At 41.8% G+C, this 26,688-nt stretch carries 27 protein-coding genes and 1 riboswitch; of the genes, 5 read left to right on the forward strand and 22 right to left on the reverse strand.

The window, feature by feature from the left end:
- Positions 1-9: 9 nt before the first annotated feature.
- Entirely contained in the window at positions 10-1,191 is a 1,182-nt protein-coding gene (locus N521_RS04080; protein WP_019743483.1) for a class I SAM-dependent rRNA methyltransferase, read from the reverse strand.
- A gap of 117 nt (positions 1,192-1,308) precedes the next feature.
- Here N521_RS04080 and N521_RS04085 point away from each other — a divergent pair, with 117 nt between their 5' ends.
- The gene (locus tag N521_RS04085) at positions 1,309-1,692 is read left to right on the forward strand and encodes a VOC family protein (protein ID WP_008345541.1); all 384 of its coding nucleotides are present in this window, start codon (positions 1,309-1,311) and stop codon (positions 1,690-1,692) included.
- An 87-nt stretch (positions 1,693-1,779) separates the two neighbouring features.
- On the opposite strand, the gene N521_RS04090 is transcribed toward N521_RS04085, so the two are convergent.
- The 3 genes from N521_RS04090 to N521_RS04100 form a co-directional block, all read right to left on the reverse strand.
- Positions 1,780-2,508, reverse strand: a complete 729-nt coding sequence (locus tag N521_RS04090; protein ID WP_007497858.1) for an amino acid ABC transporter ATP-binding protein — start codon at positions 2,506-2,508, stop codon at positions 1,780-1,782.
- Complete coding sequence (locus tag N521_RS04095; protein ID WP_007497860.1) at positions 2,505-3,149, reverse strand: amino acid ABC transporter permease; 645 nt, start codon at positions 3,147-3,149, stop codon at positions 2,505-2,507. Before N521_RS04095 ends, N521_RS04090 begins: the two co-directional genes overlap by 4 nt.
- A 70-nt stretch (positions 3,150-3,219) precedes the next feature.
- Positions 3,220-3,984 carry a transporter substrate-binding domain-containing protein gene (locus N521_RS04100; protein ID WP_035389894.1) on the reverse strand — a complete coding sequence of 255 codons (765 nt, stop codon included), beginning with the start codon at positions 3,982-3,984 and terminating at the stop codon, positions 3,220-3,222.
- Positions 3,985-4,513: 529 nt separating this feature from the next.
- Here N521_RS04100 and N521_RS04105 point away from each other — a divergent pair.
- On the forward strand, positions 4,514-5,599 hold the full coding sequence (locus tag N521_RS04105; protein WP_035389896.1) for a response regulator aspartate phosphatase: 1,086 nt from the start codon (positions 4,514-4,516) through the stop codon (positions 5,597-5,599).
- 19 nt (positions 5,600-5,618) lie between these two features.
- Positions 5,619-5,768 (forward strand): hypothetical protein, encoded by a 150-nt coding sequence (locus tag N521_RS19635; RefSeq protein WP_197025613.1) that lies wholly within the window; start codon positions 5,619-5,621, stop codon positions 5,766-5,768.
- Between the two features lie 50 nt (positions 5,769-5,818).
- On the opposite strand, the gene N521_RS04110 is transcribed toward N521_RS19635, so the two are convergent.
- From N521_RS04110 to N521_RS04130, 5 genes are all read right to left on the reverse strand, one after another.
- Positions 5,819-6,451 carry a GTP pyrophosphokinase YwaC gene (locus N521_RS04110; RefSeq protein ID WP_007497867.1) on the reverse strand — a complete coding sequence of 211 codons (633 nt, stop codon included), beginning with the start codon at positions 6,449-6,451 and terminating at the stop codon, positions 5,819-5,821.
- Positions 6,452-6,545: 94 nt separating this feature from the next.
- A complete protein-coding gene (locus N521_RS04115) occupies positions 6,546-7,559 on the reverse strand; it encodes an ABC transporter permease (RefSeq protein ID WP_017368303.1) in 1,014 nt (337 codons plus the stop codon).
- Complete coding sequence (locus N521_RS04120; RefSeq protein WP_035389898.1) at positions 7,556-9,052, reverse strand: sugar ABC transporter ATP-binding protein; 1,497 nt, start codon at positions 9,050-9,052, stop codon at positions 7,556-7,558. Before N521_RS04120 ends, N521_RS04115 begins: the two co-directional genes overlap by 4 nt.
- Before the next feature lie 72 nt (positions 9,053-9,124).
- Positions 9,125-10,243: a sugar ABC transporter substrate-binding protein gene (locus tag N521_RS04125; protein WP_035389900.1), complete on the reverse strand. Its 1,119-nt coding sequence runs from the start codon at positions 10,241-10,243 to the stop codon at positions 9,125-9,127.
- Between the two features lie 172 nt (positions 10,244-10,415).
- Positions 10,416-10,525, reverse strand: a riboswitch (SAM riboswitch).
- Between the two features lie 117 nt (positions 10,526-10,642).
- Positions 10,643-12,070, reverse strand: coding sequence for a DUF1565 domain-containing protein (locus N521_RS04130; RefSeq protein WP_017358694.1), 1,428 nt, complete (start codon positions 12,068-12,070; stop codon positions 10,643-10,645).
- Positions 12,071-12,429: 359 nt separating this feature from the next.
- Between N521_RS04130 and N521_RS04135 the strand changes: the two genes are divergently transcribed.
- Positions 12,430-13,521, forward strand: coding sequence for a branched-chain amino acid aminotransferase (locus N521_RS04135; protein WP_008345553.1), 1,092 nt, complete (start codon positions 12,430-12,432; stop codon positions 13,519-13,521).
- A gap of 324 nt (positions 13,522-13,845) precedes the next feature.
- On the opposite strand, the gene N521_RS04145 is transcribed toward N521_RS04135, so the two are convergent.
- From N521_RS04145 to sigY, 13 genes are all read right to left on the reverse strand, one after another.
- Complete coding sequence (locus N521_RS04145) at positions 13,846-14,244, reverse strand: hypothetical protein (protein ID WP_008345555.1); 399 nt, start codon at positions 14,242-14,244, stop codon at positions 13,846-13,848.
- 117 nt (positions 14,245-14,361) lie between these two features.
- Entirely contained in the window at positions 14,362-15,690 is a 1,329-nt protein-coding gene (locus N521_RS04150) for a 6-phospho-beta-glucosidase (protein ID WP_007497885.1), read from the reverse strand.
- Positions 15,687-16,013, reverse strand: a complete 327-nt coding sequence (locus N521_RS04155) for a PTS lactose/cellobiose transporter subunit IIA (protein WP_008345561.1) — start codon at positions 16,011-16,013, stop codon at positions 15,687-15,689. The genes N521_RS04150 and N521_RS04155 overlap by 4 nt, the downstream gene beginning before the upstream one ends.
- Positions 16,014-16,039: 26 nt before the next feature.
- Positions 16,040-17,389 (reverse strand): PTS cellobiose transporter subunit IIC, encoded by a 1,350-nt coding sequence (gene celB, locus N521_RS04160; protein WP_007497888.1) that lies wholly within the window; start codon positions 17,387-17,389, stop codon positions 16,040-16,042.
- A 14-nt stretch (positions 17,390-17,403) separates the two neighbouring features.
- On the reverse strand, positions 17,404-17,709 hold the full coding sequence (locus N521_RS04165) for a PTS sugar transporter subunit IIB (RefSeq protein ID WP_007497889.1): 306 nt from the start codon (positions 17,707-17,709) through the stop codon (positions 17,404-17,406).
- Between the two features lie 121 nt (positions 17,710-17,830).
- Positions 17,831-19,774: a BglG family transcription antiterminator gene (locus tag N521_RS04170; protein ID WP_035389904.1), complete on the reverse strand. Its 1,944-nt coding sequence runs from the start codon at positions 19,772-19,774 to the stop codon at positions 17,831-17,833.
- Positions 19,775-20,016: 242 nt separating this feature from the next.
- Positions 20,017-20,631, reverse strand: a complete 615-nt coding sequence (locus N521_RS04175; RefSeq protein WP_035389906.1) for a class F sortase — start codon at positions 20,629-20,631, stop codon at positions 20,017-20,019.
- 69 nt (positions 20,632-20,700) lie between these two features.
- A complete protein-coding gene (locus tag N521_RS04180; protein WP_019743488.1) occupies positions 20,701-22,083 on the reverse strand; it encodes a hypothetical protein in 1,383 nt (460 codons plus the stop codon).
- Positions 22,084-22,194: 111 nt separating this feature from the next.
- Complete coding sequence (locus N521_RS19775; protein WP_008345567.1) at positions 22,195-22,308, reverse strand: hypothetical protein; 114 nt, start codon at positions 22,306-22,308, stop codon at positions 22,195-22,197.
- An 83-nt stretch (positions 22,309-22,391) separates the two neighbouring features.
- Positions 22,392-23,762 (reverse strand): NADP-specific glutamate dehydrogenase, encoded by a 1,371-nt coding sequence (gene gdhA, locus N521_RS04185; protein WP_035389910.1) that lies wholly within the window; start codon positions 23,760-23,762, stop codon positions 22,392-22,394.
- A 307-nt stretch (positions 23,763-24,069) separates the two neighbouring features.
- Positions 24,070-24,282 (reverse strand): hypothetical protein, encoded by a 213-nt coding sequence (locus N521_RS04190; RefSeq protein ID WP_035389911.1) that lies wholly within the window; start codon positions 24,280-24,282, stop codon positions 24,070-24,072.
- Positions 24,279-24,590: a YxlC family protein gene (locus N521_RS04195; RefSeq protein ID WP_035389913.1), complete on the reverse strand. Its 312-nt coding sequence runs from the start codon at positions 24,588-24,590 to the stop codon at positions 24,279-24,281. Before N521_RS04195 ends, N521_RS04190 begins: the two co-directional genes overlap by 4 nt.
- Positions 24,590-25,120 carry an RNA polymerase sigma factor SigY gene (gene sigY, locus N521_RS04200; protein ID WP_007497895.1) on the reverse strand — a complete coding sequence of 177 codons (531 nt, stop codon included), beginning with the start codon at positions 25,118-25,120 and terminating at the stop codon, positions 24,590-24,592. Before sigY ends, N521_RS04195 begins: the two co-directional genes overlap by 1 nt.
- 489 nt (positions 25,121-25,609) lie before the next feature.
- Here sigY and N521_RS04205 point away from each other — a divergent pair, with 489 nt between their 5' ends.
- On the forward strand, positions 25,610-26,641 hold the full coding sequence (locus N521_RS04205) for a pectate lyase family protein (RefSeq protein ID WP_008345573.1): 1,032 nt from the start codon (positions 25,610-25,612) through the stop codon (positions 26,639-26,641).
- The last annotated feature ends 47 nt before the right edge of the window (positions 26,642-26,688 follow it).

Consider the following 26,688-nt stretch of genomic DNA (forward strand, 5'->3'; position numbering starts at 1 on the left):
GGCTTTTTCTTATGCTTGGATGAAGACAACCTTTAAATAGTTCCCCTCAGGATAATTTTTCGTTGTACGGAAGTCCTCAGGAAGTGTATATTCCTCAAGAATACGATACGTTTTCCCAGATTCTTTAAAGGCCTGTGCAATAAATCCTTTAAACTTTTTCATCCCAAATGCACTGCTATTGGTTGACGCCACAATGACGCCGTTCTCAGCTGTGATCTGGATGGCTTCTTTTAATAGTTTCTTATAATCCTTCGCTGCACTGAATGTGTGTTTCTTCGTTCGTGCAAAGGATGGTGGGTCCAAGATCACAACATCATAGCTCCAGCCTTTTTTCGCCGCAAACGGGAAATATTTAAAGACATCCATGACTTTGATATCCTGCCCGTCTACATCAATGCCATTCACTTCAAACTGCTCAGATGTTTTTTTCAAACTGCGGTTTGCAACATCTACACTTGTCGTACGGCTTGCCCCGCCAAGCGCTGCTGCTACAGAGAAAGCGCCGGTATAAGAGAACGTATTAAGGACGGTCTTTCCTTTTGCATAGCGATCTCGAATTGCTTTTCGCACATGACGCTGATCAAGGAAAATACCTGTCATCGCACCATCATTTAGATAAACCGCCACGTTCATCCCATTTTCTTTGACGATAAGAGGAAATTCACCTTTCTCCCCTTTTACAAAATCGTCATCTTCGATATATTGTCCAGACGTATCAAACCGCTTCTTTTCATAAATGCCTTTATAGTCAGGATACACCTGCTCAATCGCAGCCAATACATCTTCTTTTAATGTATAAACACCTTCGCTATACCATTGGATGAGATAGAATCCATCATAATAATCAATCGTGATTCCACCAATTCCATCCCCTTCCCCATTGAACACACGGAAAGCCGTCGTCTGTGCATCACGAAATAGATGCGTTCTGCTTTTGGATGCCTGTTCAAGTTTAGAAACAAAAAAGGCCTGATCTATTTTTTCGTTAGCGTCAAAGGAAAGTACCCAACCGATGCCTTTATTTTGCACACCATAATATCCTTTCCCTAAAAAAGAGCCTCTTTCATCTACCCATTCAATAAGTTCGCCTTCCTGTACACCGTTCACACGCGACACAGCATCTTTTGAAATAAGCGGATATCCCTTTTTCACTTGTTCTGCAAATGTTTGTTTTAATGAGATTTTTTTCATTTGTGTCATCCTTATCCTAAATTGACTCTCTCTATCCTACCATATGAATGTATACGATACTTCTATTATGATAAGATGAGGAGAAAAATATCAACTCGACATAGAGGAGGCTCTTTTTTGACAACATTACGCTTAGATCATACAGGGATTATGGTGACAAATATTGATCAGTCCATTGATTTTTATGAAAAAGTGGTGGGCATGAAATTAAAGGATCGCATCACTCATACAAACGGAGTCATTGAACTTGCCTTTCTTGGCTTTAAAGACGAAGCGGAAACGGAAATTGAACTCATTCAAGGGTATAGCAGTGACCTTCCATCTGAAGGAAAGGTCCACCATCTCGCCTTCACAACAGATAATATCCACGCGGAATTCAACCGTATTCAAAAGCTGCAAATTGAGCTAATAGATGAAGAAATCACAACATTGCCCAATGGCTATTGCTACTTCTTTTTCCGAGGGCCAGACCAAGAGTGGATTGAGTTCTTCCAGCGATAATATTTCCTAGGAAATGCATGCGAATCGGTATATTCATTCTCGTCACAAAAGAAAAAGAGTAAGAGCATACCTGCTCTTACTCTTTTTTTATAGCACCTTACTAAGAAACAATTTGGTACGCTCATGCTGCGGGTTTCCAAAGAGTGCTTCTGGTTTGTCTTCTTCGACGATATATCCACCATCCATAAAGATCACGCGGTCTCCCACTTCTCTTGCAAAGCCCATTTCATGTGTGACGACAATCATCGTCATTCCTTCGACTGCTAATTGTTTCATAACAGCTAAAACATCCCCAACGACCTCAGGGTCAAGAGCAGATGTCGGCTCATCGAATAAGAGCACTTTCGGGTCCATCGCCAAGGCTCTTGCAATGGCAACACGCTGTTTTTGTCCACCAGATAATTGGTTAGGGTAACTTTTGGCCTTGTCTTTCAAGCCGACCTTTTCAAGCAAGTCTAATGCTTTATCGACTGCCGCTTTCTTCTCCATCCCTTTTACTTTCACCGGTGCGATCGTGATATTTTCTAACACAGTTTTATGAGGAAATAAATTAAAGTGCTGAAACACCATACCAACTTCTTGTCGTACTTTATTGATATTCACTTTTGGGTCTGTAATCGTATGTCCGTGGACAACAACTTCCCCAGCCGTAATATCCTCTAATTTATTGAGACATCTTAGAAATGTGCTTTTCCCTGACCCTGAAGGACCAATGACACATACAACCTCTTTTTCCTCGATGACTGCATTAATATCCTTTAAAACTTCGTTGTCACCAAAGGATTTCTTTAGGTTTTTCACCGTAATCATACTCATTTCACATCAAATCTCCTTTCTGCGTAGCTAGCCAGTAGAGAAAGTAAATAAATGATCACGAAATAAATGACACCGACAATGAGCCAGACATTCAAAGGATCAAATGTAGCCGATGCTTGAACTTGTCCCCGCTGCATAATATCAGCAATACCGATAATCGATAAGAGAGAGGTGTCCTTCAAACTGATGATGGCTTGGTTCGTAATGGCTGGAAGCATACGGCGGAATGCCTGTGGAAGGACGATAAAACGCATGTTTTGTCCACCTGTGAATCCTAAAGAGCGTGCGGCTTCTGTTTGTCCTTTATCAATGGACTGAATCCCTGCACGAATAATTTCTGAGAAATAAGCTCCTGCGTTAATCGCTACTGTAATAATCCCTGCCGGTACTCGGTCAAGTGAAATGAATTCAAGTGTATTAAGCCCAAAATAAATGAAGAATAGCTGTACGATAAATGGCGTACCTCGAATGGCATTGACAAAAACGAGTGAAATAAAGTTCAAGATTTTAAATGGTGACAGGCGGAATAGCGCCACAATCAACCCGATGATAAAACCTAAAATGATAGCAACAACAAAGATATATAAAGTGGTTTGCAAACCATCCATTAAATACGGAAATGCATTAACAATCGTATCCATGTTTCTCCCTCCCTAATTCACATACGGTTGACACATAAAGAAAGCGCGCTCTGAGCGCGCCTCGCTTGTGTTATGACTTCAAATATTTCTCAATAATTTTGTCATATTCACCGTTTTTCTTTAGGTTTTCCAGCCCTTTATTGATTTTCTTCAATAAGTCCTGGTTTTTCCCCTTCATCACTGAGATCCCGTATTGGTCTCCATTCAAGCGATCTCCAACTGTTTTCAATTTCAAGTCTTGCTGTGCGATCGCATACGTAATGACAGGATAATCCTCAATTAAAGCATCTGCATTTCCGTTAGATACTTCTTGGAACATAGATGGACTGTCATTGAATTGAACTACTTCATACCCATATTTGTCTGCGTTATCTGTTGCAAATTTTGCACCTGTTGTCCCATTTTTAACAGCTAGCTTTTTCCCCTTTAAATCATCAATCGATTTGATGCTGCTGTCCTTTTTCACAACAACTGTCAGACCAGCGTCGAAGTATGGATCTGAGAAATCCACTTTCTTTTTACGCTCATCTGTAATACTCATACCACCCATTCCAACATCAAGCTGACCTGCTTGCATCGCTGGAATGATCCCTGAGAAATCCATTGCTTCAAGCTTCACTTTGAAGTCTTGGTCTTTTGCAATGGCGTTAATTAAATCAACGTCTATTCCCTCATATTTACCGCCCTTTTCAAATTCAAATGGCGGATATGTTGTATCTATCCCGATTTTATATGTGCCTTTGCCTTCTCCCGAACCGCTGTCCGATTTTGAACCACAGGCTGCCATGACGAGCACAACAATTAGTCCCATGATCAGTAACATCGATTTCTTCATAAAACACGACCCCCAATTGTCAGTTTTGTCTAAATATTCGCAACAACAATCTTACTATACCACGCTAAAGCTATACTGTGTGATATTTTTTATCAATACCAAAGATCCATACAATTCTAGATCGATAGTCTCTTTAAATTTTACTTTTTTGCGAATAACTCATTTTATTCTGAAAGAAGCATGTTTCACAATATTCATGTGATATAATCTCACAAAAAACCGCGAACACTCCTTTTTCAATACCACTTCTTTCTCACCTATGAAAAAACCCTCTTTCACTGTCTCTCTTCCCCTATTGATATCCTGATATATTTTTTTCAACATCCTCTTTTTACCTAAAAAAATGTAAACGTATACAATTTGATCGCTACTCCCTATTTTTTTCACTACTGGTTGAATTTACATCAAAAAACATGTTTTACAAATTGAGATAGACCGCTTAAAATATAAGAAGGTACTTAATATGGAAAGATGATTCAGACAAATAAGAATCCGCAGAAATGAATAGGTGAAGAAAGGAGGATACCAATTGGCAGAAACAGGTGTTTTGTCATCCGTTGATGTAGCAAATATGCTAAATGACTGGTATGTCTTGATGAAAAAAAGAGACATACAAGAAGCCATACAGCTAAAAGAAGAGATTCTTCAAGCATTTGATCGAATGGAAGAGAATCAAGACGTCTTACTCTACTATCAACTTTTAGAATACCGTTTCAAAGATTTAGTCGAAGATACAGCTTCGTTAGATCACAGTCTTTTTGTGGATGAAAATGCGATTCGTACAGATGATATGCTCAGCTACTATTTCTATTTCTTTAAAGGCATGTATGAAATGCGCAGAGGGAATCAAGATTCAGCATTTCACCATTTGAAATTGGCAGAGGATAAATTAGATCTCGTACATGATGACATTGAAAAAGCAGAATTCCATTATAAAACAGGCTGTCTATACTATAATATAAGATCCACACTTCTCTCCATCCACCACTTAAAAAAGGCTTCGTCTATTTACGACGCAGATCCATGTTATGTGAAAAAATCAATCAGCTGTCAAATGATGCTTGCTTTGAATTATGCGGATCAATCGAAATATGAAGAGGCAGAAACTTTGTTTGGACAGGTGATTCACTCACTAGAACAGATGGAGGATCCAGATTTACTTGGTCACGCATATTGCAATGCAGCCTTTATTAAAAGTCTAAGAAGTGAATACAGTGAAGCTGTGCCGCTCCTAGAAAAAGCTTTATTGATTGAGTCATTCGAAACTTCTTCCCCAGGCGGCTATTTACTGGCCTTGTATGCCTACACGAAAGCGCTATTTAAGCTGAAAAAGCCTGGTTTGTTCCACTATTATGTACAGCTTTCACTTCAAAAAGCAGAAAATTTAAAACAACGAAACATTTCACTTAAATTATCCATTTTAGAAACATTGATGCTCCAGCCAAACAACATGATTGAGCAGATCATTTCTTATTGTGATCAATTAGAATCTATGAATTTCCTTGTTGATCTTGAGGCTATCTGTCAGGATGTAGCCGCCTACTTAACTGAAAATGGTCTTCCGAAAGAAGCAAAGTATTTTCAGAACAAGGCATTGTCATTCAAAACTTGTTAAGAAGATGGAGTGATGTATGATGAAAAAATGGCTGATCTCAAGTGCGATTTTTACGTTCTTGATTACAGGTGTTTTGATTGGCACTTCTACACAAAAAGGCAGCCCGTCTGCACAATCGCAAGATGACGGTACGATCATTCAAAAGAGAGATCGAGGCACCAACCCTTAATAAGACTTAAAAGAGTAGCTGTCATTCAAAACAGCTACTCTTTTTATTGGTTAATCAATTTCCCGTTTGATATTTTGCATTTTTTCATCTAAGTAGTGAGCGATATCTGCCGCTTCCTTTAGTTCATCGGTGAGCTGATGAGGAACATCGTTTTGCAGCTTATAATAGATTTTATGTTCGAGACTCGCCCAGAAATCCATCGCAATGGTCCGCACCTGAATTTCAACCTTCACATGCTCCACACGATTCGTTAAGTAAACAGGAATCTCAACAATTAAATGAAGACTTCGATAGCCATTTGGTTTCGGATGCTGAATGTAATCCTTCACTTCAAGGATCTTTAAATCCTCTCTTTGCCTCAGAACATCAATAATGTTATAGATATCTTGAATAAACGAACAGATGATGCGGACACCAGCGATATCATGTATGTACTCCTTGGCACATTGTGTGGTGATGTCACATCCTTTTCTCGCTAGTTTATTCACGATGCTTTCAAAGGATTTGATCCGTGATTTAGTATGCTCTATTGGGTTGTGTCCATGGATTAAATTATATTCCTGACTAATAATCGAAAACTTTGTATCCATTTCATCTAATGCAAATTTATATACTAATAATTCATTTTTCCAGTCTTCCATGACACTTTTCAAATCTTCTACATGAGTTGCTGACATATTCATTTCTTTTTGTCATCTCCTTTTGGCAAACAGCTGTTACACTGCTTTCCGTTTACTAGACGGAGAGAGGACGCAAATGGTTTTAAAAAAATACATCTTAGCCCCGTTGTTTGTAATAAGTCAGCGCGAGTGCCAGTGCAAGCACAGATCCTTTCACGATATCCATTGCATAATACGGGACAGACATCATCACAAGTCCATTTTGTAAAATACCGATGAGCACCGCACCAATAAACGTACCGAATGCGTTTGGTTTACCTGCTCCCATGACTGAAAACCCAATAAAAGCAGCAGCTACCCCATCCATTAAATATGGCGTTCCTGCGTTAATTTCTGCTGTCATCACCCTTGATGCCAGCACGATACCACCGATCGCCGCAAATAAGGCAGACAACAGATATGCTGCGATTTTGTATTTGTTCACATGAATACCAGACAATCGGGCGGCTTCTTTATTTCCACCAATGATATACATCAACCGCCCATGCTTTGTGTAAGTCATAAAAACATGTGCAAAAAGCACAATGGCCGCCATAATCAAAATGATATAGGGGACCTGCCCAATCTTGCTGAAAAAGGCAGGGATGGTGCCAGTTGAAAAAGTACCATCAGGCAGCACCATATTTTCAGAAATGGTCGCACCTTTCGTATAGGTTTGTGCCAGCCCTTGAATGATAAACATCATGGCTAGTGTCATGAGCATATCTGGAATCTTCATTTTGACAATCATCCAAGCATTCAGCAAACCGACAATAAGAGAAGCCGCCAGCGCAGAAAGGATCGCAATGAGTGGGTTTTGCGAGAACCATACAAACATGGAGATCACAATTGCATTTGATAACGTTGCAACTGAACCTACAGATAAATCAAAGCCATTCACTGCTAATGAGATCGTCAGCCCTACTGCAATGATGGTTACAATCGAGATCGATCGTAAAATGTTGATGATATTTCCTGACTGTAAAAATGCCGGATTGGCTGCCGCAAAGACAACAATCAATACGACAATCGTTAAGATGGTGCCATATTGATAAAAGAAATCAAACAGATGAAAGGATGGCCGCTGTTTCTTGATTTGTTGAACTGGGGCTGAAACTTGTCGTTCACTCATGATTGTCCTCCTGTTGAATGATATAAAAGCTCTTCTTCAGTCATTGGTGCCGTCATTTCCCGGGCAATGCTGCCATCATATAAGACGTATACTCGGTCGGCAATTCCTGCAATTTCTGAAAGCTCACTTGAAGCATAAATAACCGCTTTTCCTCTTGCAGCTAGTTCTGCAATGAGGGAGAAAATGTCCTTTTTGGCTCCAACGTCTACACCTTTGGTTGGTTCATCAAAGAGATAGACATCTGCCTCAGCCAACAGCCATTTTCCAATCGCAATCTTTTGCTGATTTCCACCAGAGAGATGCTTCACCTTCGCTTCAAGAGAAGGTGTCTTGACGCCAAGCCGCTTGACGATTCCATCTGCTGCCTTCCGTTCCTTAGAACGATGTAAGAAGCTGAACGGCCGTGTAAACGAACGTAGACTTGCAGCTGTTACGTTCCATCCAACAGTTTCTTCTGTTAAAATTCCTTCTTTTCTCCGTTCCTCAGGCACAAGGGCAATACCCGCTCTCACAGCGTGATGAGGCGACTTGATATGAATGGTTTGACCATGCAACTGCACAGTGCCTGACTTTTTTTCTGAGGCGCCGAATAGGGCTTTGCACAATTCTGTTTTACCAGCACCGACTAATCCTGCAATCCCGAGAATTTCTCCTTTTTTCACATGAAGATGAATGTTGTTTAATTTATGCTGGTCATGCAACTCTTTCACGTCAAGCACAATCGGTGCATCCTCAAGCGGTGTACGGGATGGGAATTGATCCTCTAATGGCGCGCCAAGCATTTCTTCAATGACCTGCTTTGGATCGGTTTCTTTAATGAGGTGCGCCGCCACATCGGTTCCATTCTTCATCACAGTCAGTTCATCACAGATGTTGAAAATTTCTGGCATGCGATGCGAAATAAAAATGATGCCTGTGCCGTTCTTTTTCAATTGATGAATCATTGAGAATAGCTTGCTTGTTTCTGCATGACTAAGTGGAGCGGTTGGTTCATCTAAAATTAAAATGCTGCATTTGATCGACACAGCCTTGGCAATGAGCACCATTTGTTTTTCTGCCAGTGTCAAATCACTCACAAGACGCTTCGTCGAGATGTCAATATTCATCTCTTGTAACAGCTGTGCTGCCTTGCGGTGAATCTCTTTCCAACGGACGAATGGTTTTTTCTCAATTTCATGAATCATCATATTTTCGCCAACACTTAAATATGGCACTAGAGCTGTATCCACTTCTTGATGTACGGTCTGCACACCGTATGAGGCCGCATCCTTTGGTGTATGAATGGTCGCCTCCTCGCCATTGATGTGGATGGTTCCTTCAAAATGTGAATGAGCACCAGAGAGAACTTTCATTAACGTTGACTTCCCAGCACCGTTCGCCCCAATCAGGGCATGGACTGTGCCTCTTTTTAATGTGAAATTTGCTTGATCTAACGCTTTGACTCCTGGGAATTCAATCGAAATGTTTTTCATATGAACAAGCGGCGTTGTCATAGGTGTCCTCCTTCTCTCCTGATCGTCAATTGAAAAACGAAACACCCTCTATGAAAAGAGAGTGCACGTGGTTTATTTTGCATAATGCTTCTTCAAGGTCTTCATCCAGTCTTCTTCAAAAGCAGTCGATGATCCGAATCCTTTTACTTCTTCTGCAAGATTGACCATATTGATGGCCTTTCCTGCATCCTGAAGCTGCTTTTGTGAAATGAGAGAGGCCTCAAGGTCATAGGAAGATGGCGTTTTCTCGCCAGCTAGTTTCTTCGCAAGAATCCTTACGTCAATTGCGCCAATGAGCTTCGGATCGACAGCGGCAGTGTACTTCCAAGGACTGTCTTTCGCAGTCATTTCTTGGAGATCGGCATTAGACACATCAATACCGTATATTTTCACTTCGGTTCTTCCTGCTTCTTTTAAAGCTCTTGCGGCACCAATCGCAAATGCATCCCACGTGGCAAAAATCGCATCCAGTTTACCCTTTGGATATTTATTCAGCATAGCCGCAACCGCATTTTGTGTTTGAACTGATGTATCAGAGGCCGCAACGCCAAATCGGTCAAGTTCCTTGATCCCTGTATGCTGTTTGAGCGTTTCTTGGTACACCTTGTTTCGTCTCACCATTGGAGGGAATCCGTCTACCCAAAGATACGCAATATTTGCTTTCCCTTTAAAATCAGCCACGAGTGCATCTAATGATTTTTTCGCTAATTGCTCGTCATCTTGAGACGTCACTGTGACTCCTTTGATATCCTTCAGCTTCGGATTTGAATCAAACGCCACAACTGGAATGCCTTTCGCTGTGATCTTTTTCACATCAGCGACTGTCGCCTCATCATCCCCATGAGAGATGATAAAGCCATCATAGTTTTCTTCTAGTGCTTGAGAAATGGCATCATGAAACTTCGCCGTATCACCATTTGCCGTGTAGACATCTACTGTAAAGCCTAGCGCTTCCCCTTCTGCCTTCGTTCCTGCTAAAAACTGAGCAGTATGATCGTCCCCGCCAATTTTACGGATGACTTTAATTTTTGCTCCCTGTCCTTTTGCAAATCGCTTCGGGACATTGTCAAAGGAGACCTTTTCGTTTGCATTGGCTTTTGAGCCTGCGCTTGATCCCGTACCGCAACCAGATAATAGCACGGTCAGGACCGTCAATAATACAAGAGATGATGTCCAATATTTACGTTTCATTGCTGTTCCTCCTCAAGTTGTTTTATTTTTCACATCGGAAAACTAGGTAAAAAAGTGGAAATATGCCTGTGAACCCAGTCTTTTGATTCTAAAAAAAGAGATCAAAAAAGCCTCTCTTGATAAAGAGAGGCTTGATCACCGTTGCATGAAACATGTATCGGGAAGTCTTCCTCTCTTATCTGTCAAAGCTGTAACAGCTTTGCAGGAATTAGCACCAATTTCTTAGATAGAAACGGTTGCTGGGCGTCATAGGGCCAGTCCCTCTGCCTCTCTTGATAAGAGATCCGTTATGAAATTTGTTTTAGTTGAAATGTCTTCTTTACTTTAATGTGATGTCTCATCAATGTCAATGACTTTTTTGAAAATTTCTAAAATGATCATTTACACCGTATACCTTGTTTAACTGCCGATGATTTTCTTAGCAGGTGATGATGCCTTAAGACGGAAATCATATTTTTTCTCATTCACAAATTGGGGATTGAGGTGTGCTGAACCTTTATCTTGACCGCTTTTCGAGCGATACGTTTTGTAGCCTTCCAGCCATTTCCCGCGCCATACCCACTGTGAGGCTTTTGCACCTTTGCGGTCATCGTAGACATTCTTTTGGAATGTATTTTTCTTGTTCACTTCGTAGAGATTCACGACTAAGTAATGCGAAGCACTGGCTGTCATGATATTATTCGTGATTCGATTGTTCACCGATTGATATTGCATGAGCAATTGACCGCCTTCTAAGCCGGCTGTGTCATTTTTGTACAAAATGTTATGGGAGATGGTCGTGTTTGTGGTTCCGCCGCGCTTCTTGTCATAGCCGCCAATGGAGATGCCTGTATAACGATTTAAATATACTTGATTGTGCTCAATGCGAATGCGTTCGGCCATCTTCCCTTTATGTTCACTTGTGACCTCAATCCCAAGGTCATTATGATGGCTGATGTTATGATCAATCACGATGTCTTTCCCGCCATCCACATAGATTCCTCCTGCGGAGATGTCCTTGCCGTACGCTGGATTCCCAACACTCGTAATCTCATAAACTTTGTTTCTAGATACGACACCATTTCGCACTTGATCATACTTTTTAGAAGGTGCGACATTCTCAAAACCAATTAAATCAATCCCGATATTGTCCGTATGCCGGACTGTATTATGTGTCACGCGGAATTTTTTAACGTTTCCGTTTAGCACAAGGGCTTCACTAAAACCTAGCTTTAACTTTTCCACAGTGTTTCCTTTGATTTCAATGTCTTCAATGGCTGCAGGTGCTTTCGTTCCATAGACCGCAATGCCATGAGCATTCCCATTTTGATGTGTCGTCTGAATGTCGTACACACGGTTGTTAAGCAGTTTGACGCCTTTGCCGCTTCCTGTGATGAATATACCGATGGGTGTCACATCTTCTTGATTCGTTTTAATATGACCGACTGTCAGCCCTTTCAGGGTGATATAGCTTTTTTGATCAATCTTCACAAGACCACCGTCTGCTTGATTTCCTTTAAGAGATGCTCCGCTAATGACAGGCTTCTCTTTTCCATACGCTTGAAAAACAACTGGTGCTTTCTTTGTTCCAGAATGGCGGACAATCAATTTCTCTTTGTATGTACCGCCTCTCATATAAACTGTTGTTCCAGCTTTCGCGATACTTGCCGCTTTTTTCAGCGTACGGAAAGGCTTTTGCTTTGTCCCTGGATGTTTGTCGTTCCCATTTGCTGCGACGTAATAGGCAGTACCTTGCTTCGCACCAGCCTCCTCCGTCATCGCTTGACAGCCAAAACTAATGGCGGTCATCAATAAAATCAATAAGGCGCCTGATATCATTCGTTTCATCTCGTTGTTTGCTCCCTTCCACTCTCTTCTACCTTTATCGGTTAAAAAAAAGAGGATTAAAATATGGCAATGCCCCTTGCAATGTACTAGTCAAAAGGTGTATGGTTGAAAGAATATCTTACAGGAAAACAAATCGCTTTTAAATTGTCAGATTAATCAGTTAATAATTAAATTGGATTTTATTTCTAAGGGGAAACTTCAGTAAAACCACGACAGAGAGGAGGAAAGCGCTTTAACAGATTTTTCTTGTCTGAATTCCAGAAAACCTATTGCTAATATTTTGTGAAGGTATAGAATAGAATCATAATTATTTCATATTATTAGAATTTTCAAATAATCAAACAGCAAGGAGATTTACGATGCCAAAACAACCCATCCGCGTTGAACTTAGTTCAACAAAAAAACCAAAACCTCAATCTGATCAACTTGAATTCGGAAAAATCTTCACAGACCACATGTTTGTGATGGATTATTCAATTGATAAAGGCTGGTATGATCCGAGAATTATTCCTTATCAGGCGATTCCAATGGACCCAGCTTCTATGGTTTATCATTATGGCCAATCTGTTTTTGAAGGCTTGAAGGCGTATGTGTCTGAGGATCAAAAGATTCTTTTATTCCGTCCCGAAAAAAATATGGAACGCTTAAACAGATCAAATGACCGCCTATGTATCCCACAAATTGATACAGAAACGGTTTTAGAAGGCTTAAATGAACTCATTCGCATTGACAAGGATTGGGTACCTGATGCAGAGGGCACTTCTTTGTATATTCGACCATTCATTATTTCTACTGAGCCCTATTTAGGTGTTGCACCGTCAAGCACCTACAAGCTGATCATCATTTTATCTCCAGTAGGTTCTTATTATAAAGAAGGCATCCATCCGGTCAAAATTGCGGTGGAAAACGAATTTGTCCGCGCCGTTAAAGGCGGAACAGGGAATGCCAAAACAGCTGGAAACTATGCATCGAGCTTGAAAGCACAGCAAGTTGCTGAAACAAAAGGATTTTCACAAGTCCTGTGGCTTGATGGCATCGAGAAAAAGTACATTGAAGAAGTCGGCAGTATGAATATCTTCTTTAAAATCAATGGAGAAATCGTGACGCCTGAACTGAATGGCAGCATTTTAGAAGGGATCACACGGAATTCTGTGCTTGAGCTGTTAAAGCATTGGGAAATCCCTGTGACAGAACGTAAAATTTCAATTGATGAGTTAATTGAAGCACATCAATCCGGTGAACTTGAAGAAATCTTCGGGACAGGAACGGCAGCCGTCATTTCTCCTGTCGGTGAATTAATTTATCACGATCAGCCATACGTCATTCAAAATGGTCAAACAGGCGAAGTATCGAAGAAATTGTACGAAGCGATTACCGGAATCCAAAAAGGAACTCAGCCAGATATCTTCGGCTGGACAGTAGAAGTCGATTCGGTCGTCAAGCAGGCATAAGCAAGCGAAAGAACCTTTCATTTGATGAAGGGTTCTTTTTTTGTTTCTTTATCTCCTTCACTACCTCATAATGGAAAATATGGATCTATTCCACGCTTAAGGAGTGATGGTATGTTTTTTACTTATTTACTTGCGTTCTTTGGGATTTGCATCGGATCAATCATCATCGCTACAGGTTTCGACGATTCACCGTTCTTCACCCGTTTTCTATTTAAGTTTCTCGGGATTTCTATCTTTGTTCTTTCCATTACTTTTGTAAAAGTGAGGCGAAAGAGGTTGCGCAACAAAAAGGCGAAAAAGACTTAGATGTCCATCAGCCTCTCATCAAATCGTGCACCAAAACAAGACCGTTATCCCCACAATGGCCCCTGCATATATCCACTGTTTCCCTTTGATACTCCGCTTTCTCTCGATCAGTAAAAAGATCTCTGGTAAAAAGACGATGATGATTTCTAGGATAAAAACAAGATGATAAACTGGCGGCATCGGCTGGAAATCAAAGTCTCTTTCATCTCCACCGATGGTTGCGAAATACATTAACAGATTGGTTACTGGAATGGTAAAACAAACGAGCAAGCGGAGAACATACATCCACACATCCTGTCTATGCCGAATCAGACCAATAAACGAAGCGATGATTCCATACAAAAACAAAACCACTGTGCCGTAACTAAGTAGAGGTTGAACGATAAAGCCGTAAAGCATTAACCCAATTGCCACCATATTCTAACCGTCCTTTCTGTGAAGCAGTACATGTTGTTTTTTCTATCATACACTGCTTTCTCCGGTTTCCATATGAAAAAATCATAAAAAACGACCCCATAAAGGGGCCATTTTATTTTAAGCATTCACTGATTTGAAGAACTGCGGTAAATATTCACGGTGCGCTTCAAGCATTTCATCTAAGATTTGCTTTGCAATTTCGTCAGAAGGAACGAGTGGATTGATGGTCATGGCGACAAGAGCCGTCTCGTAATCTCCTGTCACAGCTGCTTCAGCTGCCACACGCTCGAAAGACTTGATTTGTTGAACGAGTCCTCTCACAGCCACAGGCAGATCACCTGTCGCGATTGGTTTTGGTCCGTCCTTTGTAATGATACAGTTCACTTCAACCGCTGATTCGGCCGGAATGCTGGCAATCGCTCCTCTGTTCACTGTATTTACCGGTTGAATGTCATGTTTATCATTATAGATGGAACTGATCAAATTACATGCTGCATCGCTGTAATAAGCCCCGCCTCTTTTTTCGAGCTGCGGCGGTTTAATCGATAAATCTGGGTCTTTATATAACTCAAATAGTTCATGCTCGACTTGCTGCACAACCTCTGCTCTTGTTCCTTTTTCTTGAGCCGCTTTTTGTTCTTCCTCCAGCATATCTTTCGTTTTATAGTAATAACGATGATACGGACATGGGATGACCCCTAAGCCTTTGACGAAAGAAGGCTCCCAGTTTTTCGCTTCAATATTCCTCATGGACCACTGGCTATTTGGATTTCCTAATTCATCGAGTACTTGATCCATAATGCTGACCCCGTCTAAATACACATCTAAGCCATAGACCATGTGATTGAGGCCTGCAAATTGTACTTCAATGCGTTCGACATCGACATCCAGCGCTTTTGCAATGCCCATTTTGATTCCAATCGGCACATTGCATAGACCGACTACTTTTTTCAGATTCGTGTAGCGTAACACCGCCTCTGTGACCATGCCTGCTGGATTTGTAAAGTTCACCAGCCAGGCATCTGGGCAAAGCTCTTCCATATCCTTCACGATGTCTAGAATGACTGGAATGGTGCGTAGACCTTTAAATAACCCGCCTGGACCATTCGTTTCCTGTCCAATGACGCCATATTTAAGCGGGATTCTCTCATCCTTGGCTCTGGCTTCGAGCAGTCCTACACGGAATTGTGTCGTGACAAAGTCCGCATCTTTCAGAGCTGCCCGGCGGTCAAGGGTGAGGTGCACTTCAATCGGCAAACCCGCTTTTTCAACCATACGTTTTGCAAGAGCACCCACGATGTTCAACTTTTCCTGACCTGCTTCAATATCCACAAGCCATAACTCCTTTACAGGCAATTCTTGATATCGTTTAATAAACCCTTCGACGAGCTCAGGCGTATAGCTTGATCCACCGCCTATTGTGACAATTTTAATTCCGTCTTTCATGAATTGACACCTCCGAATTGCTTCATTTTTTCATGGAGCTCAATGATTTCAGCTGCAAGCTCTTTGACGGTCATAGCGTTCATCAGATGATCCTGTGCATGAATCATCAAGAGACTGACGTCGGTTTTCTCTCCTCTGATTTCTCCTTGGATTAGCTCTGTCTGTGCGTGATGCGCCTCATTTAACGCGTCTTGTGCTTCCTGCAATTTTTGCTTCGCCTCATCAAAATTGCCTTGCTTTGCACATGTAATGGCCTCCATGGCCGAGCTTCTGCCATTACCACCGTGCAAGATGAGTTGAAACACAATTTGTTCCATTTCCATCGGCCGCATCCCCCTTGTTCCCTCTATTACATGCTGACGACATTTTCATCTGTTGATGCTTTTGCTTCAAGCTCATTTTCTTCTTTCAATTTCTGCTTATCCCACATTCTAAAGAATGGATAGTATAGCGCAAATGACAAGGCAAGGTTAATCAGCTGCATGACCGCGCCAGAGATTTTCCCGCCTGTTGCGAGATAGCCTGAAATGATTGGCGGCATTGTCCACGGGACAGCGATCCCTGCCGGTTTTGCTACAAGTCCTGTGCTCATTCCGATATATGTGGTGATGATCATCATAATTGGCGTAAGGATAAACGGAATGAGAAGCATTGGGTTCATCACAATCGGCATTCCAAAAATGATCGGTTCGTTGATGTTAAAGATGGCTGGCCCAATCGCAAGACGGCCAAGCTGTTTCATTTGTTTACTTCTCGCACGCAAGATCATGGTCAGTACCAAAGCAAGCGTCGCGCCGCTTCCGCCGACATTGATAAAGATTTCAAAGAACTGCGCTGTGAAAATATTCGGCAGCACTTCTCCTGCTTGGAAGGCAAGACGGTTTTCATCCATCGCACCGAGCCAAATCGGACCCATGACTCCTCCGACAATGGTGGCTCCGTGAATACCACATGCCCAGAGGAGCATTTGCACACCGATGGCAACGATACTTCCGCCTAAGCTTCCACCAAGAATGGATAGTGGTGTGCCAATTAAGACCGTGATGATATTATGAATACTCTCAAAAGGTGTCATCTCAATCAGAAGCCTAGCGACCCAGATCAGCGTGATGACCACAAAACCTGGAATAAGTGCGATAAACGATTTACTAACTGCTGGCGGTACACCATCAGGCATTTTGATGACGATATTCCGCTGTACAATAAAGCGGTAAATTTCGGTGGAAAGCATGGCAATAATCATGGCAACGAATAGCCCTTTACTGCCCATCAGTGTGACGGGAATACCGCCATTCACTAGGATAGCTTCTGTTGATCCTTCAGGTGTGAACGGTACTTGATAAGGTGTGGCTAGGAGGAAAGCTGCGACAGCAATTGCACCAGATGACAGTGCATCGACTGCATACTTTTCAGCTAACCTGTATGCGATCCCAAAGGTCGCAACAAGTGCCATAATGTCAAAGGTGGCATTCACAGGATAGGATAGTTTCGTGGCCCATTCGGCTCCGAAGACACTTGCCATAAAATCGCTGTATCCTGGAATCGGAAGGTTGGCTAAAATAAGAAACAGTGAACCGACGATAATGAGAGGCATGGTTAAAACAATTCCGTCACGCAATGCTTGTAAATGTCTTTGAGCGGCAATCTTCCCTGCAAACGGCATAACCTTCTCTTCTAGAAATCGGTTGAATCCATTCATCCCTTCCGCCCCCTTTATCCGTTCACTAACTGTTCAGCAGATTTTAAAACCTCAGCGCCATTACATACGCCATAATGCACGGTATTAATCACATCTACTGGAATTCCTTTGTCTTCTCCGAGTTTTTTCATTTGCGGTAATAAATAACGAACTTGAGGTCCTAATAAAAGCACATCGGCTTGATCAATATGATTTTTAGCAGCATCTCCAGATACTGCCCAAATACGATAGTCTTTTCCTTGTTCTTGTGCACTCTTCTCCATTTTTGTGACAAGTAAGCTTGTTGACATACCTGCTGCACAAACTAATAAAATGTTCATTGTAAACGCCCCCTTTTTGAAGTATGAAGCTTTTCTTTACACATTCATCATATTATGAAACCGCTTTCATAAACACCCATACTTTTTCCTTTAGGAAGCGGAAAAAGTTAATATCACACCATTAGTTCTTGTACGAAGGCGCTTTTTTATCCATGACATCCAGCATGTCTTCAAAGGTGTCACAGGTGATGAGGTGCTGAATAAATTTCACATGATGGACAAGCTCTCCAAGCAGACGGTACATGCCTTTTAAGTCTTTGGCGTTCTCCTTTTCGACACAAAGCAAGCACACAAATTGAACTTTTTTCTCTCCCCAAATGATCGGTTTTTCTAATGTACAGATCGCCCAAAACGTCTCTTCTGTCAGCGGGGTCATCGGATGCGGAATCGCTGTATAATGCCCAAATGAAGTCGGTGCAGACTCTTCTCTTTCCATCACAGATTGTGTAAGTTCTGCTGGCGCTAAGCCCATGTCAATGACCTTTTGCGTGAGAAAGTGTATGACCTCTTCCTTTGTTTGAAAGGCGCGTTTTGTAAAGACCAATTCCTTTTTCATATATTGCGTGGCTAATGTCACTCTTGTTTCACTTGTCAAAGCTTCTTCTATTTTTAAAAAATCACTGCCTCCTAAAATCGTGTTCACTTGAATGACCGGAATCGGTAAATCCATATGAATGGGAATGGTTGTAATAATTAAATCCAATGCATGTAAAGAGACATGCGGAAGCGAATAAAGCTCTGCTGTGCCTAAAATGGTCAGCTTTGACCCAAATTGTGACCGCAAACGATCTTGAAGTAGCCTTGCACTCCCTGCACCAGACGCACAGACAATCAGGCATCGCTTCGGTGGTATCTCCATTTTCCTACGCTCTAAGGCCGCACCAAAATGAAGTGCCATATAGCCGATCTCATTTTCATGAATGGACAAACCTGTCTCTTCTTCAATGACCCTGCTCGCCACAATCCCTGCTTCAAAGGCAATTGGATAGCCCGCTTTGATCTCATCTAGCATTGGATTTCTTAAATTCATTCCATACTTACACCGATTGATCGCTGGCTTTAAGTGCAAACTGAGGCCAATCAGCAATTCCGCATCTCCCGCTAAATCCAGCTGCAATTTTTGATCAATGGCTTTCAGCATCAGTTGAACAAGACGGCTCGTGTCATCATCCACAATTTGTTTTTGACCGCCCGTTGAAAAAGACTGTACCATTTTGGCTGTTCCTAGCAAATGGATGGCGATATAAACGATTTCCTCTTGTGGAAATGAGACATCCAGCAGCCCTTCAAGACGCTCAACCATTTTTTTGGCTACCTTGTATTCTTTTGCCCTTGGGATTTCGTTGATTTCTTCAGGCAGCACAGATACATAGTTTCCGTGTCTAATCCGTTTACAGGCAATAGCAATATGAACAATTAAATTATTCATGCAAATGTCTGATAGATTCATTTTTTCCTCGTTGATATAATCAATCATGGTTCTCTGAATCAATTCCAGCTCATGTTTTGGCAAAATCGTAACCGCCGTGTCCAGCATTGTTTGATAGGAACGCCGTTCATTGAATAAATATTCTGACATGCAATAACGGATTTTCATCTCAGATCCTTTAATCCGGCAGCCTTTATTCGGCTTTGCTTCCAGCTTCAGATCAAAGGGTTCGAGCTTACGTTTGACCCATTTCATGTCATTACTCATCGTCGATTTACTAATAAACAGCTGCTCCTGTAAGTCTTCCAGCTTCACATATGATTCCGCTAGAAGCAGCTTTTTCAAAATAAATCGAACTCGCTCTTCTGGAAGAACAGCAAGCGGTTCTTCCTGTTCGACTTCTTCCTTCATAAAACGGCGAAAGGCATTCTCATCGTTGATCAACAGCTCATAGCCAGCGCCTCTAACAGCTGATACAGCTGCTTGATAAAGGGCTAGACGCTCATTCAGTTCCTTGATGTCTGTTCGGATGGTGCGGCTTGTCACTTGTAAACTGACAGAAAGCGCTGCGCTCGTGAGAGGAGTCTCAGCTGCCATCAGCTGACTTAAAATGTGCGCCAGTCTTTTACTCAGCATTAGATCGGCCTCCTTCATTTAGGGTGGAGAATCTGCCTTGTTTGGACAGGTTGTATACGCTTACAGTTCTCTTCATTACTCATATTCTACTGAAAAGAAATAAAAATTGCCAACTCATTTATATGACAAACGCCCCTATTTATACAACCAACCATATCTAATGACCTATGAATCTTCTTCTAAGATGCTGTTGTGGAAATCATGAAAAAAAGGCGTTACACCTCCGTGTATCCGCCTTTTTCTTATGAGGAAATCAGTTGTGTAAAGACAACCAATCTTTTTTCATGTGTACCGGCTGCATGATCAAAAGTTCCCGTACATGTGATGAAATTGAGATTCCGTGTAAAGGCGTACCCGAAAAAAGCATTTGGTTTCTCTTCGCGCGGATAGCTTTTCACCTTGAGAACCTCAAAGGTTCGCTTTTCCCCTGACGAGGATGTCACAATGACTTTGTCTCCCTTTTTTAGCTCCTTTAGTCGATAAAAAACAGCTGGACCCCATTTATTATCAACATGACCATTTATGACAGCATTCCCTTTATCACCAGGCTTCGGACCATCTTTAAACCAAGCTGTGTGATCTGTATTTTGTGGAACACCCATACTGCCATCCTTTGATAAAGTCGTTTTCTCCACTTTTGCTTGGACATCAATCGCTGGAATGGAGATGTCAGCGGGAACAATACCCGATGGCTCATCTTTTAACGTGTCGTGTGAATGAGATTGATTCTTGGCTTGTTTTGCTGTCATTGGCTCAGGAGATGATGCAGTTTCAGAGGATGACTTTTCATCTATTGATTGGGATGCGCAGCCCGTGATGATGAAAAGCGTCAGAATACCAAACAGCCATCTTTTCACGCAAGTCGACCTCCTTTTGAAGAAAGGAACGGCACGATTGTGCACGTTCCCTCTTGTCTTGATGCCTGCTTAATTTGATGGTTTACGGCGAATGAGGAAGAACGCCCCCACTGCACCTCCGGCTAAGATGAGACTTGCCATCATCCCAGCAAATGCTTCATATGACATACCTAATGGACCGGCTGTGCCTCCCATACCTGTTTTCGGCATCTCATTTGGCATGTTGGATTTGAACATGTCAGGATGCTGATCGACAATAGCTGATGCGACATCTTGACCAACCATGAACATATGGCCGTATGCTTCTCTGACAGTCGGGTACAGCTGATCATATTCACCATGATGATAAGACGTGTACGTTTTGATGAGCTCATCAATATGCGTTTTCAACCCAGCTTCTAAGTCAGCCGCCTTCAATCGTCCATCTGTCGCTTGATCTAAAAATTTTGCTTGTTTCATACGGTAAGCATCTAAATCTTTGACAGCCTTTTCTTTTGCTTGCTCGTCTCCTGATGCATCTGCTTTAACATAATCAACTAAATATCCGATATGACTTGACCAGATCGTTTTAAATTGTTTTCCTGCATCTTTTCCATAAACAGAAGCGATCGCATCTGATAAATCATTTGTATTTTCATTTAAGGCTGCTGCCGCTTGGTCAAAGTCCTTGCTGCCATCATTCCCTTTTTGCATAGCCACTACCGCGAGTGCCAAATGCTCTGAGAACAAGTAGTTTAAATCCTCACGAAGATCTGCGGCTGGAGTATCCACTGATTTTTGATCAAATTTCCCAGGAAATTGATCTGTAATCGCCCATGATACGCCTTTACCTACTTCAAACATATGATGAATGGATTTTCTGACCGTTTCATAGGTTGTATCAAAATCCTTTTCTGTGTAACTGTCAAAAGCTTTTAGCAGTTCATTGACGTGCATTTTTAAACCTTCTTCAAGTTCACTTGCTTTCAATCTTCCACCTGTTGCTTTATCAAGCATATCAGCTTGTTTCATGCGGTATTGATCAAGCTCTTTGACCGCTTTCTTTTTACCTGCTTCATCTTTTTTCGCTGTTGCTTGTACATAATCAACGAAGTAGCCGATATGGCTTGACCAAATCTCTTTAAATTGTTTCCCTGCTTTTTTTCCATACACAGAGGCGATCGCATCTGATAGATCATTCGTGTTTTCATTTAACGCTGCTGCTGCTTGATCAAAATCTTTACTGCCGTCAATTCCCTTTTGCATCGTGATCACTGCTAAATAAGCATGTTCTGAGAAGAGCTGATCAAGCGCTGCGCGAAGATCCGTTGCTTTATTTGACACCTCTTGTGATGATGACGACTTTTTTGCATCCCCATGCATATGTCCTTCGTGTGCACTTGCCATTTGAGCAGTTGGTAATAATAATGCTGCACTAAGCGGGATCGTTAAAAATGCTTTTTTCATTTTCATCTGTTTTGCCTCCTCTTTCCGTTTGTTATGTACTTAACGGAGAGAGAAGTGAAATGGATCATTCCCACAGCATATTTTTTTGTTTCATTCATTTCATAAAAAAAAGCCGGATTACCCGGCTGATACGTTACGACTTTTGGATGCTTTTCGTTCTTTGTATATTTTCCTCACCACTGGATAAATCACTGGTGCCCATTTGACAATTTGTTTCAGCCACTTTTTCATTTTCTCCCGCGCCTCCTTATTGTCATTCTTACAAGACGATTCCCGATCTTGTGATGAAATAAACAGGTGCGGGAGAGCAGGAGTTAAATGACGCCTTGTGCGATCATGGCATCTGCCACTTTGCGAAATCCTGCAATATTTGCGCCTACCATTAAGTTTCCAGCGTATCCGTATTCTTCAGCTGTCTCAGTACACTGACGATAAATCGACTGCATCATTTGTTTCAACTGACCATCTACTTCTTCAAAAGTCCAAGACATTCTCGCACTGTTTTGCGCCATTTCTAACGCCGAAACACCCACTCCGCCAGCATTTGCCGCTTTTGCTGGTGCAAACAAAATATCATGTTGTTCAAATACTTTGACGGCCCCAAGTGTGGACGGCATATTGGCCCCTTCTCCTACAGCGATGACACCGTTTGCCACTAGCTGCTGTGCTTGCGACTCTGAAATTTCATTTTGGGTCGCACATGGCAGCGCAATGTCACAAGGAAGAGACCAAATTTGTTCGCAATCTTCAATCAATTCAGCATGCGGGTGAATGTCTATGTAGGCAGCAATTCGCTGGTTGTCGACTTCCTTCAGCTGCTTCACTGTCTCAAGTGAAATGCCTTGAGGGTCGTAAATGGCTCCGCTTGAATCACTACAAGCCACAACCTTTCCGCCTAATTCCAATACTTTTTCCATCGCATAAATCGATACATTCCCTGAGCCAGACACAACAACAGATCGCCCTTCAAATTGCATTCCGTGGGCTTTTAACATTTCTTCCATAAAGTACACCAGTCCATAGCCTGTCGCTTCTTTTCTCGCTAAGCTGCCTCCAAAACCAGGACTTTTTCCTGTCAGGACACCTGCTTCATACGCACCACGCATTTTTTTGTACTGTCCGAACATATAGCCAATTTCGCGTGCACCTACCCCAATATCTCCTGCCGGTACATCTTGATCAGGTCCAATATAACGACTGAGTTCACTCATAAAACTTTGAACAAAACGCATGATTTCTCCATCAGATTTCCCTTTAGGGTCAAAATCTGATCCACCTTTCCCTCCGCCGATCGGCAAACCTGTCAGTGCGTTTTTAAAGATTTGTTCAAATCCTAAAAACTTGATGATGCTTGCATTGACCGATGGGTGAAACCGAATGCCCCCCTTATAAGGACCGATGGCACTATTAAATTGAACCCTGAATCCTCTGTTCACCTGTACTTTGCCTTCATCGTCTACCCACGGTACACGAAACATCACAAGCCGCTCAGGCTCAATTAAGCGTTCTAAGATCCCCTGTTTTTCATACTCTGGGTGTTTTGCAAAAACCGGGACGAGGGATTCCAGAATTTCTTTTACGGCTTGTTGGAATTCCGCCTCGCCTGGATTCCGTTTTTCTACATCCTCTAGCACACGGTGGATGTAGCTTTGTGCTGTTTGTGCTGCTCGATCTAAGGTCAACATGTCTCATCTGCCTCCTTGTCAATATCTCACTCTTTGGTTGTTAGATTTTCTAACGCATATTGAGATTAATTTAACACCATTTGTAAAAACTGATCAATATTGATAACAGATGAAAACGATGCCGAAATGAGATAGATTAAGCAGAATCACCTTCCGTCATGAAAATGACGCGCTCAAAGAATGACTATCGTGCTAGAAATGACGAACTGGACGTTCAACATCCCGCTTTCTTTGACACATTCATGAAACTTTCATTGTTTCTAGATGATGATCATTCAAAAAAAAGGTCAAAAGTTTTACAACGTCTTCAATTTTTTCTGAGCTTTTCTCCTCTTTTACGATCAGGTAAGACAACACACAGCCAATATAAAATAGAAGAAGATGGGAAGTTGATTAATCCAATGATGCCCCAGAACCATTTATAACGCCCTCTTTTCTTAGCATCCATAAATAAGAGAAATCCTTGTGCAAACAGTAACGGTAATGCGCACAATAAGATGATCATTTCCGTATGACTCATAAGGAGGACCCTCCTTTAATATGTTGATATTCCTTGATGCCGACAACCACACAGAGCGGCACACTCACCACTTGGAGAAGAATGAAGATGATGGGCAAATGAGTAATGGCAGCTGCAAAAAGTGTCATGATGGTCAGACTGACGATGATGTACGCCAGCACTTCTTGTTTAAAACGTTTTTTCTCTTTTTCCTTTGCCTGCTTTAGCATCAACATCAAAGCTTGTTCACTCGGCTTTTCTACTTCGATTTGTTCATCGAGCTCCTGCAGCTCCTCTTTTAAACGATCGGCGAAACGATCTTCTTTCATCAGTCCCACTCCTTTCGAATTTTCTTGATCCCATGATGAACCCTCGATTTCACCGTACCTTCTCTCACCCCGAGCATCGAAGCGATTTCAGGGTAAGTAAAGCCATAATAGTAATGGAGAAGGATCGGTGCTCTCTCCTGAGCCTTTAACTCATTTAAAGCATCCCACATGTCATGCCAAGTATGGCCTTTTTGCTGAACATCCCATTTGAACCGGCGGATGGCTTCTTGATTCGCCTTTCCTTCTCTCGTTTGTTCACGTTTTCTTTTCTTTTGATGATCTAAAAATTGTCTAGATGCAATGGACATGAGCCATGTTGAAAATAATGAATCTCCTCTAAAAGAAGAAAGTTTCATGTACGCTTTGAGCATCGTTTCTTGCATGATCTCCTCTGTCAGCTCTTGTTGAAGGGTCAATTTCATCAAATAACGGTAAAGAAACGAATAATGATGCCGATAAAGGGCGGTAAATGCGGCATCATCCCCCTGTTTTGCCCGCTTGATCCATAAAGTCTCCTCGGTCTGCTCCAAACACGTCCCTCCTTCCTTTCTATCTCTTATTGATTAGACGACACCGGTGATCGCATCGTTTAAAATAGACCTTCTTTTTTTAAATTGGAGCCTTTTCTACCTACTGTTTAGCGCATGGATCTATTTGATATCCAATTTTTTCTTATGTAATGATTATGACATGTCTTTGTCTCTAACAAAATGACGCTTTCGTAATCATCTTGATTTTCCTTGAAAAAAAGAACGTCCTTTTCATAATCACTAGGTTACCCCAATACCTATCGTCAATGATCCTTGTCTCATGTAGATAAATTGAAATAATCATTGCCTTAGTTTCCTTGAAAATCGTGGAATACTTCGTTCCAATTCTTAGCCGATGATACCTTTTTGCGTGCTATGCTCTTCCTACATTCCGAAAGAGGCGATGCTGGCGAAGGAAGGAGGAGCGGTTGAATCGCAGCTTATTTTGGAAACGTTTACATTAAAACAAAATATAGAATGGAGATGTTCATGTTGAAGAAAAAAGTTCCAATGTTAGCTGGTGTGTTAGCGGTTGGTCTCGTGACTTCATTATTTGCGCCAAATGGGGAGGCAAAAGCAGCAACGAAATATCCAGAAAGCCCTTCGATTATGGCCAATTTTAATCAGCAAGGATTCTCCACATTAAATGGCGGTACAACAGGCGGTGAAGGCGGTAAAACGGTGACGGTGAAAACCGGAAATGAACTATTAGCTGCCCTCAAAAGCAAAGGAACAAATGAAAAATTGAAAATCGTGGTAGACGGAACGATTACTCCTTCTAATACATCGGCCAATAAAATTGATGTGAAAGATACAAACAATGTCTCCATCGTCGGTAAAGGGACAAACGGCGAATTTAATGGGATTGGTATTAAAGTATGGCGTGCCAATAACGTCATCATCCGCAACCTCAAAATCCATCACAGCAAAATCGGTGATAAAGATGCCATCGGAATCGAAGGTGGTTCTAAAAACGTATGGGTCGACCATAATGAACTCTACAACACTTTGAACTCTGGGAAAGATGACTATGATGGGTTATTCGATGTGAAAAATGACTCCGATTACATTACGTTCTCATGGAACTATGTCCATGACAGCTGGAAAACAATGCTGATGGGCAGCTCCGATAACGATAACTACAACAGAAAAATCACATTCCACAACAACCGCTTTGAAAACTTGAACTCTCGTGTACCGTCTATGCGCTACGGAGAAGGTCATGTGTATAACAACTACTACAAAGGCATCCATACAACTGCGATTAACTCTCGTATGGGCGCAAAAATGAGAATTGAGCACAACGTATTTGAAAATACAAACAATGCCATTGGCAGCTGGGACAGCCGTCAAGTCGGTACATGGCATGTCATCAACAACTCATATATTAACAGCACAGGTAGCCTGCCAACGTCTTCAACAGGTACGTACAACCCTCCTTATAACTACTCTTTGCTTAACGTGAACAATGTGAAATCAGAAGTTGTATCAAATGCGGGTGTAGGAAAAGTAAATCCTTAAGCTCAAAAAAACGTTCGGGCAGAAATCTTCTGTCCGAACGTTCTTGT

Origin of the sequence: Bacillus sp. UNC125MFCrub1.1 (assembly GCF_000701305.1) — a bacterium.
In the GTDB taxonomy this organism is placed as follows: Bacteria; Bacillota; Bacilli; order Bacillales; family Bacillaceae; genus Bacillus; species Bacillus altitudinis.

Excerpts from the sequence above, each read along its gene's own strand:
- N521_RS04080 (WP_019743483.1), bottom strand. The coding sequence starts at position 1,191 with ATGAAAAAAATCTCATTAAAACAAACATTTGCAGAACAAGTGAAAAAG.
- N521_RS04090 (WP_007497858.1), bottom strand. The coding sequence starts at position 2,508 with ATGAGTATGATTACGGTGAAAAACCTAAAGAAATCCTTTGGTGACAAC.
- N521_RS04095 (WP_007497860.1), bottom strand. The coding sequence starts at position 3,149 with ATGGATACGATTGTTAATGCATTTCCGTATTTAATGGATGGTTTGCAA.
- N521_RS04100 (WP_035389894.1), bottom strand. The coding sequence starts at position 3,984 with ATGAAGAAATCGATGTTACTGATCATGGGACTAATTGTTGTGCTCGTC.
- N521_RS19635 (WP_197025613.1), top strand. The coding sequence starts at position 5,619 with ATGAAAAAATGGCTGATCTCAAGTGCGATTTTTACGTTCTTGATTACA.
- N521_RS04110 (WP_007497867.1), bottom strand. The coding sequence starts at position 6,451 with ATGAATATGTCAGCAACTCATGTAGAAGATTTGAAAAGTGTCATGGAA.
- N521_RS04115 (WP_017368303.1), bottom strand. The coding sequence starts at position 7,559 with ATGAGTGAACGACAAGTTTCAGCCCCAGTTCAACAAATCAAGAAACAG.
- N521_RS04120 (WP_035389898.1), bottom strand. The coding sequence starts at position 9,052 with ATGACAACGCCGCTTGTTCATATGAAAAACATTTCGATTGAATTCCCA.
- N521_RS04125 (WP_035389900.1), bottom strand. The coding sequence starts at position 10,243 with ATGAAACGTAAATATTGGACATCATCTCTTGTATTATTGACGGTCCTG.
- N521_RS04130 (WP_017358694.1), bottom strand. The coding sequence starts at position 12,070 with ATGAAACGAATGATATCAGGCGCCTTATTGATTTTATTGATGACCGCC.
- N521_RS04135 (WP_008345553.1), top strand. The coding sequence starts at position 12,430 with ATGCCAAAACAACCCATCCGCGTTGAACTTAGTTCAACAAAAAAACCA.
- N521_RS04145 (WP_008345555.1), bottom strand. The coding sequence starts at position 14,244 with ATGGTGGCAATTGGGTTAATGCTTTACGGCTTTATCGTTCAACCTCTA.
- N521_RS04150 (WP_007497885.1), bottom strand. The coding sequence starts at position 15,690 with ATGAAAGACGGAATTAAAATTGTCACAATAGGCGGTGGATCAAGCTAT.
- N521_RS04155 (WP_008345561.1), bottom strand. The coding sequence starts at position 16,013 with ATGGAAATGGAACAAATTGTGTTTCAACTCATCTTGCACGGTGGTAAT.
- celB (WP_007497888.1), bottom strand. The coding sequence starts at position 17,389 with ATGAATGGATTCAACCGATTTCTAGAAGAGAAGGTTATGCCGTTTGCA.
- N521_RS04165 (WP_007497889.1), bottom strand. The coding sequence starts at position 17,709 with ATGAACATTTTATTAGTTTGTGCAGCAGGTATGTCAACAAGCTTACTT.
- N521_RS04170 (WP_035389904.1), bottom strand. The coding sequence starts at position 19,774 with ATGCTGAGTAAAAGACTGGCGCACATTTTAAGTCAGCTGATGGCAGCT.
- N521_RS04180 (WP_019743488.1), bottom strand. The coding sequence starts at position 22,083 with ATGAAAATGAAAAAAGCATTTTTAACGATCCCGCTTAGTGCAGCATTA.
- N521_RS19775 (WP_008345567.1), bottom strand. The coding sequence starts at position 22,308 with ATGAAAAAGTGGCTGAAACAAATTGTCAAATGGGCACCAGTGATTTAT.
- gdhA (WP_035389910.1), bottom strand. The coding sequence starts at position 23,762 with ATGTTGACCTTAGATCGAGCAGCACAAACAGCACAAAGCTACATCCAC.
- N521_RS04190 (WP_035389911.1), bottom strand. The coding sequence starts at position 24,282 with ATGAGTCATACGGAAATGATCATCTTATTGTGCGCATTACCGTTACTG.
- N521_RS04195 (WP_035389913.1), bottom strand. The coding sequence starts at position 24,590 with ATGAAAGAAGATCGTTTCGCCGATCGTTTAAAAGAGGAGCTGCAGGAG.
- N521_RS04205 (WP_008345573.1), top strand. The coding sequence starts at position 25,610 with ATGTTGAAGAAAAAAGTTCCAATGTTAGCTGGTGTGTTAGCGGTTGGT.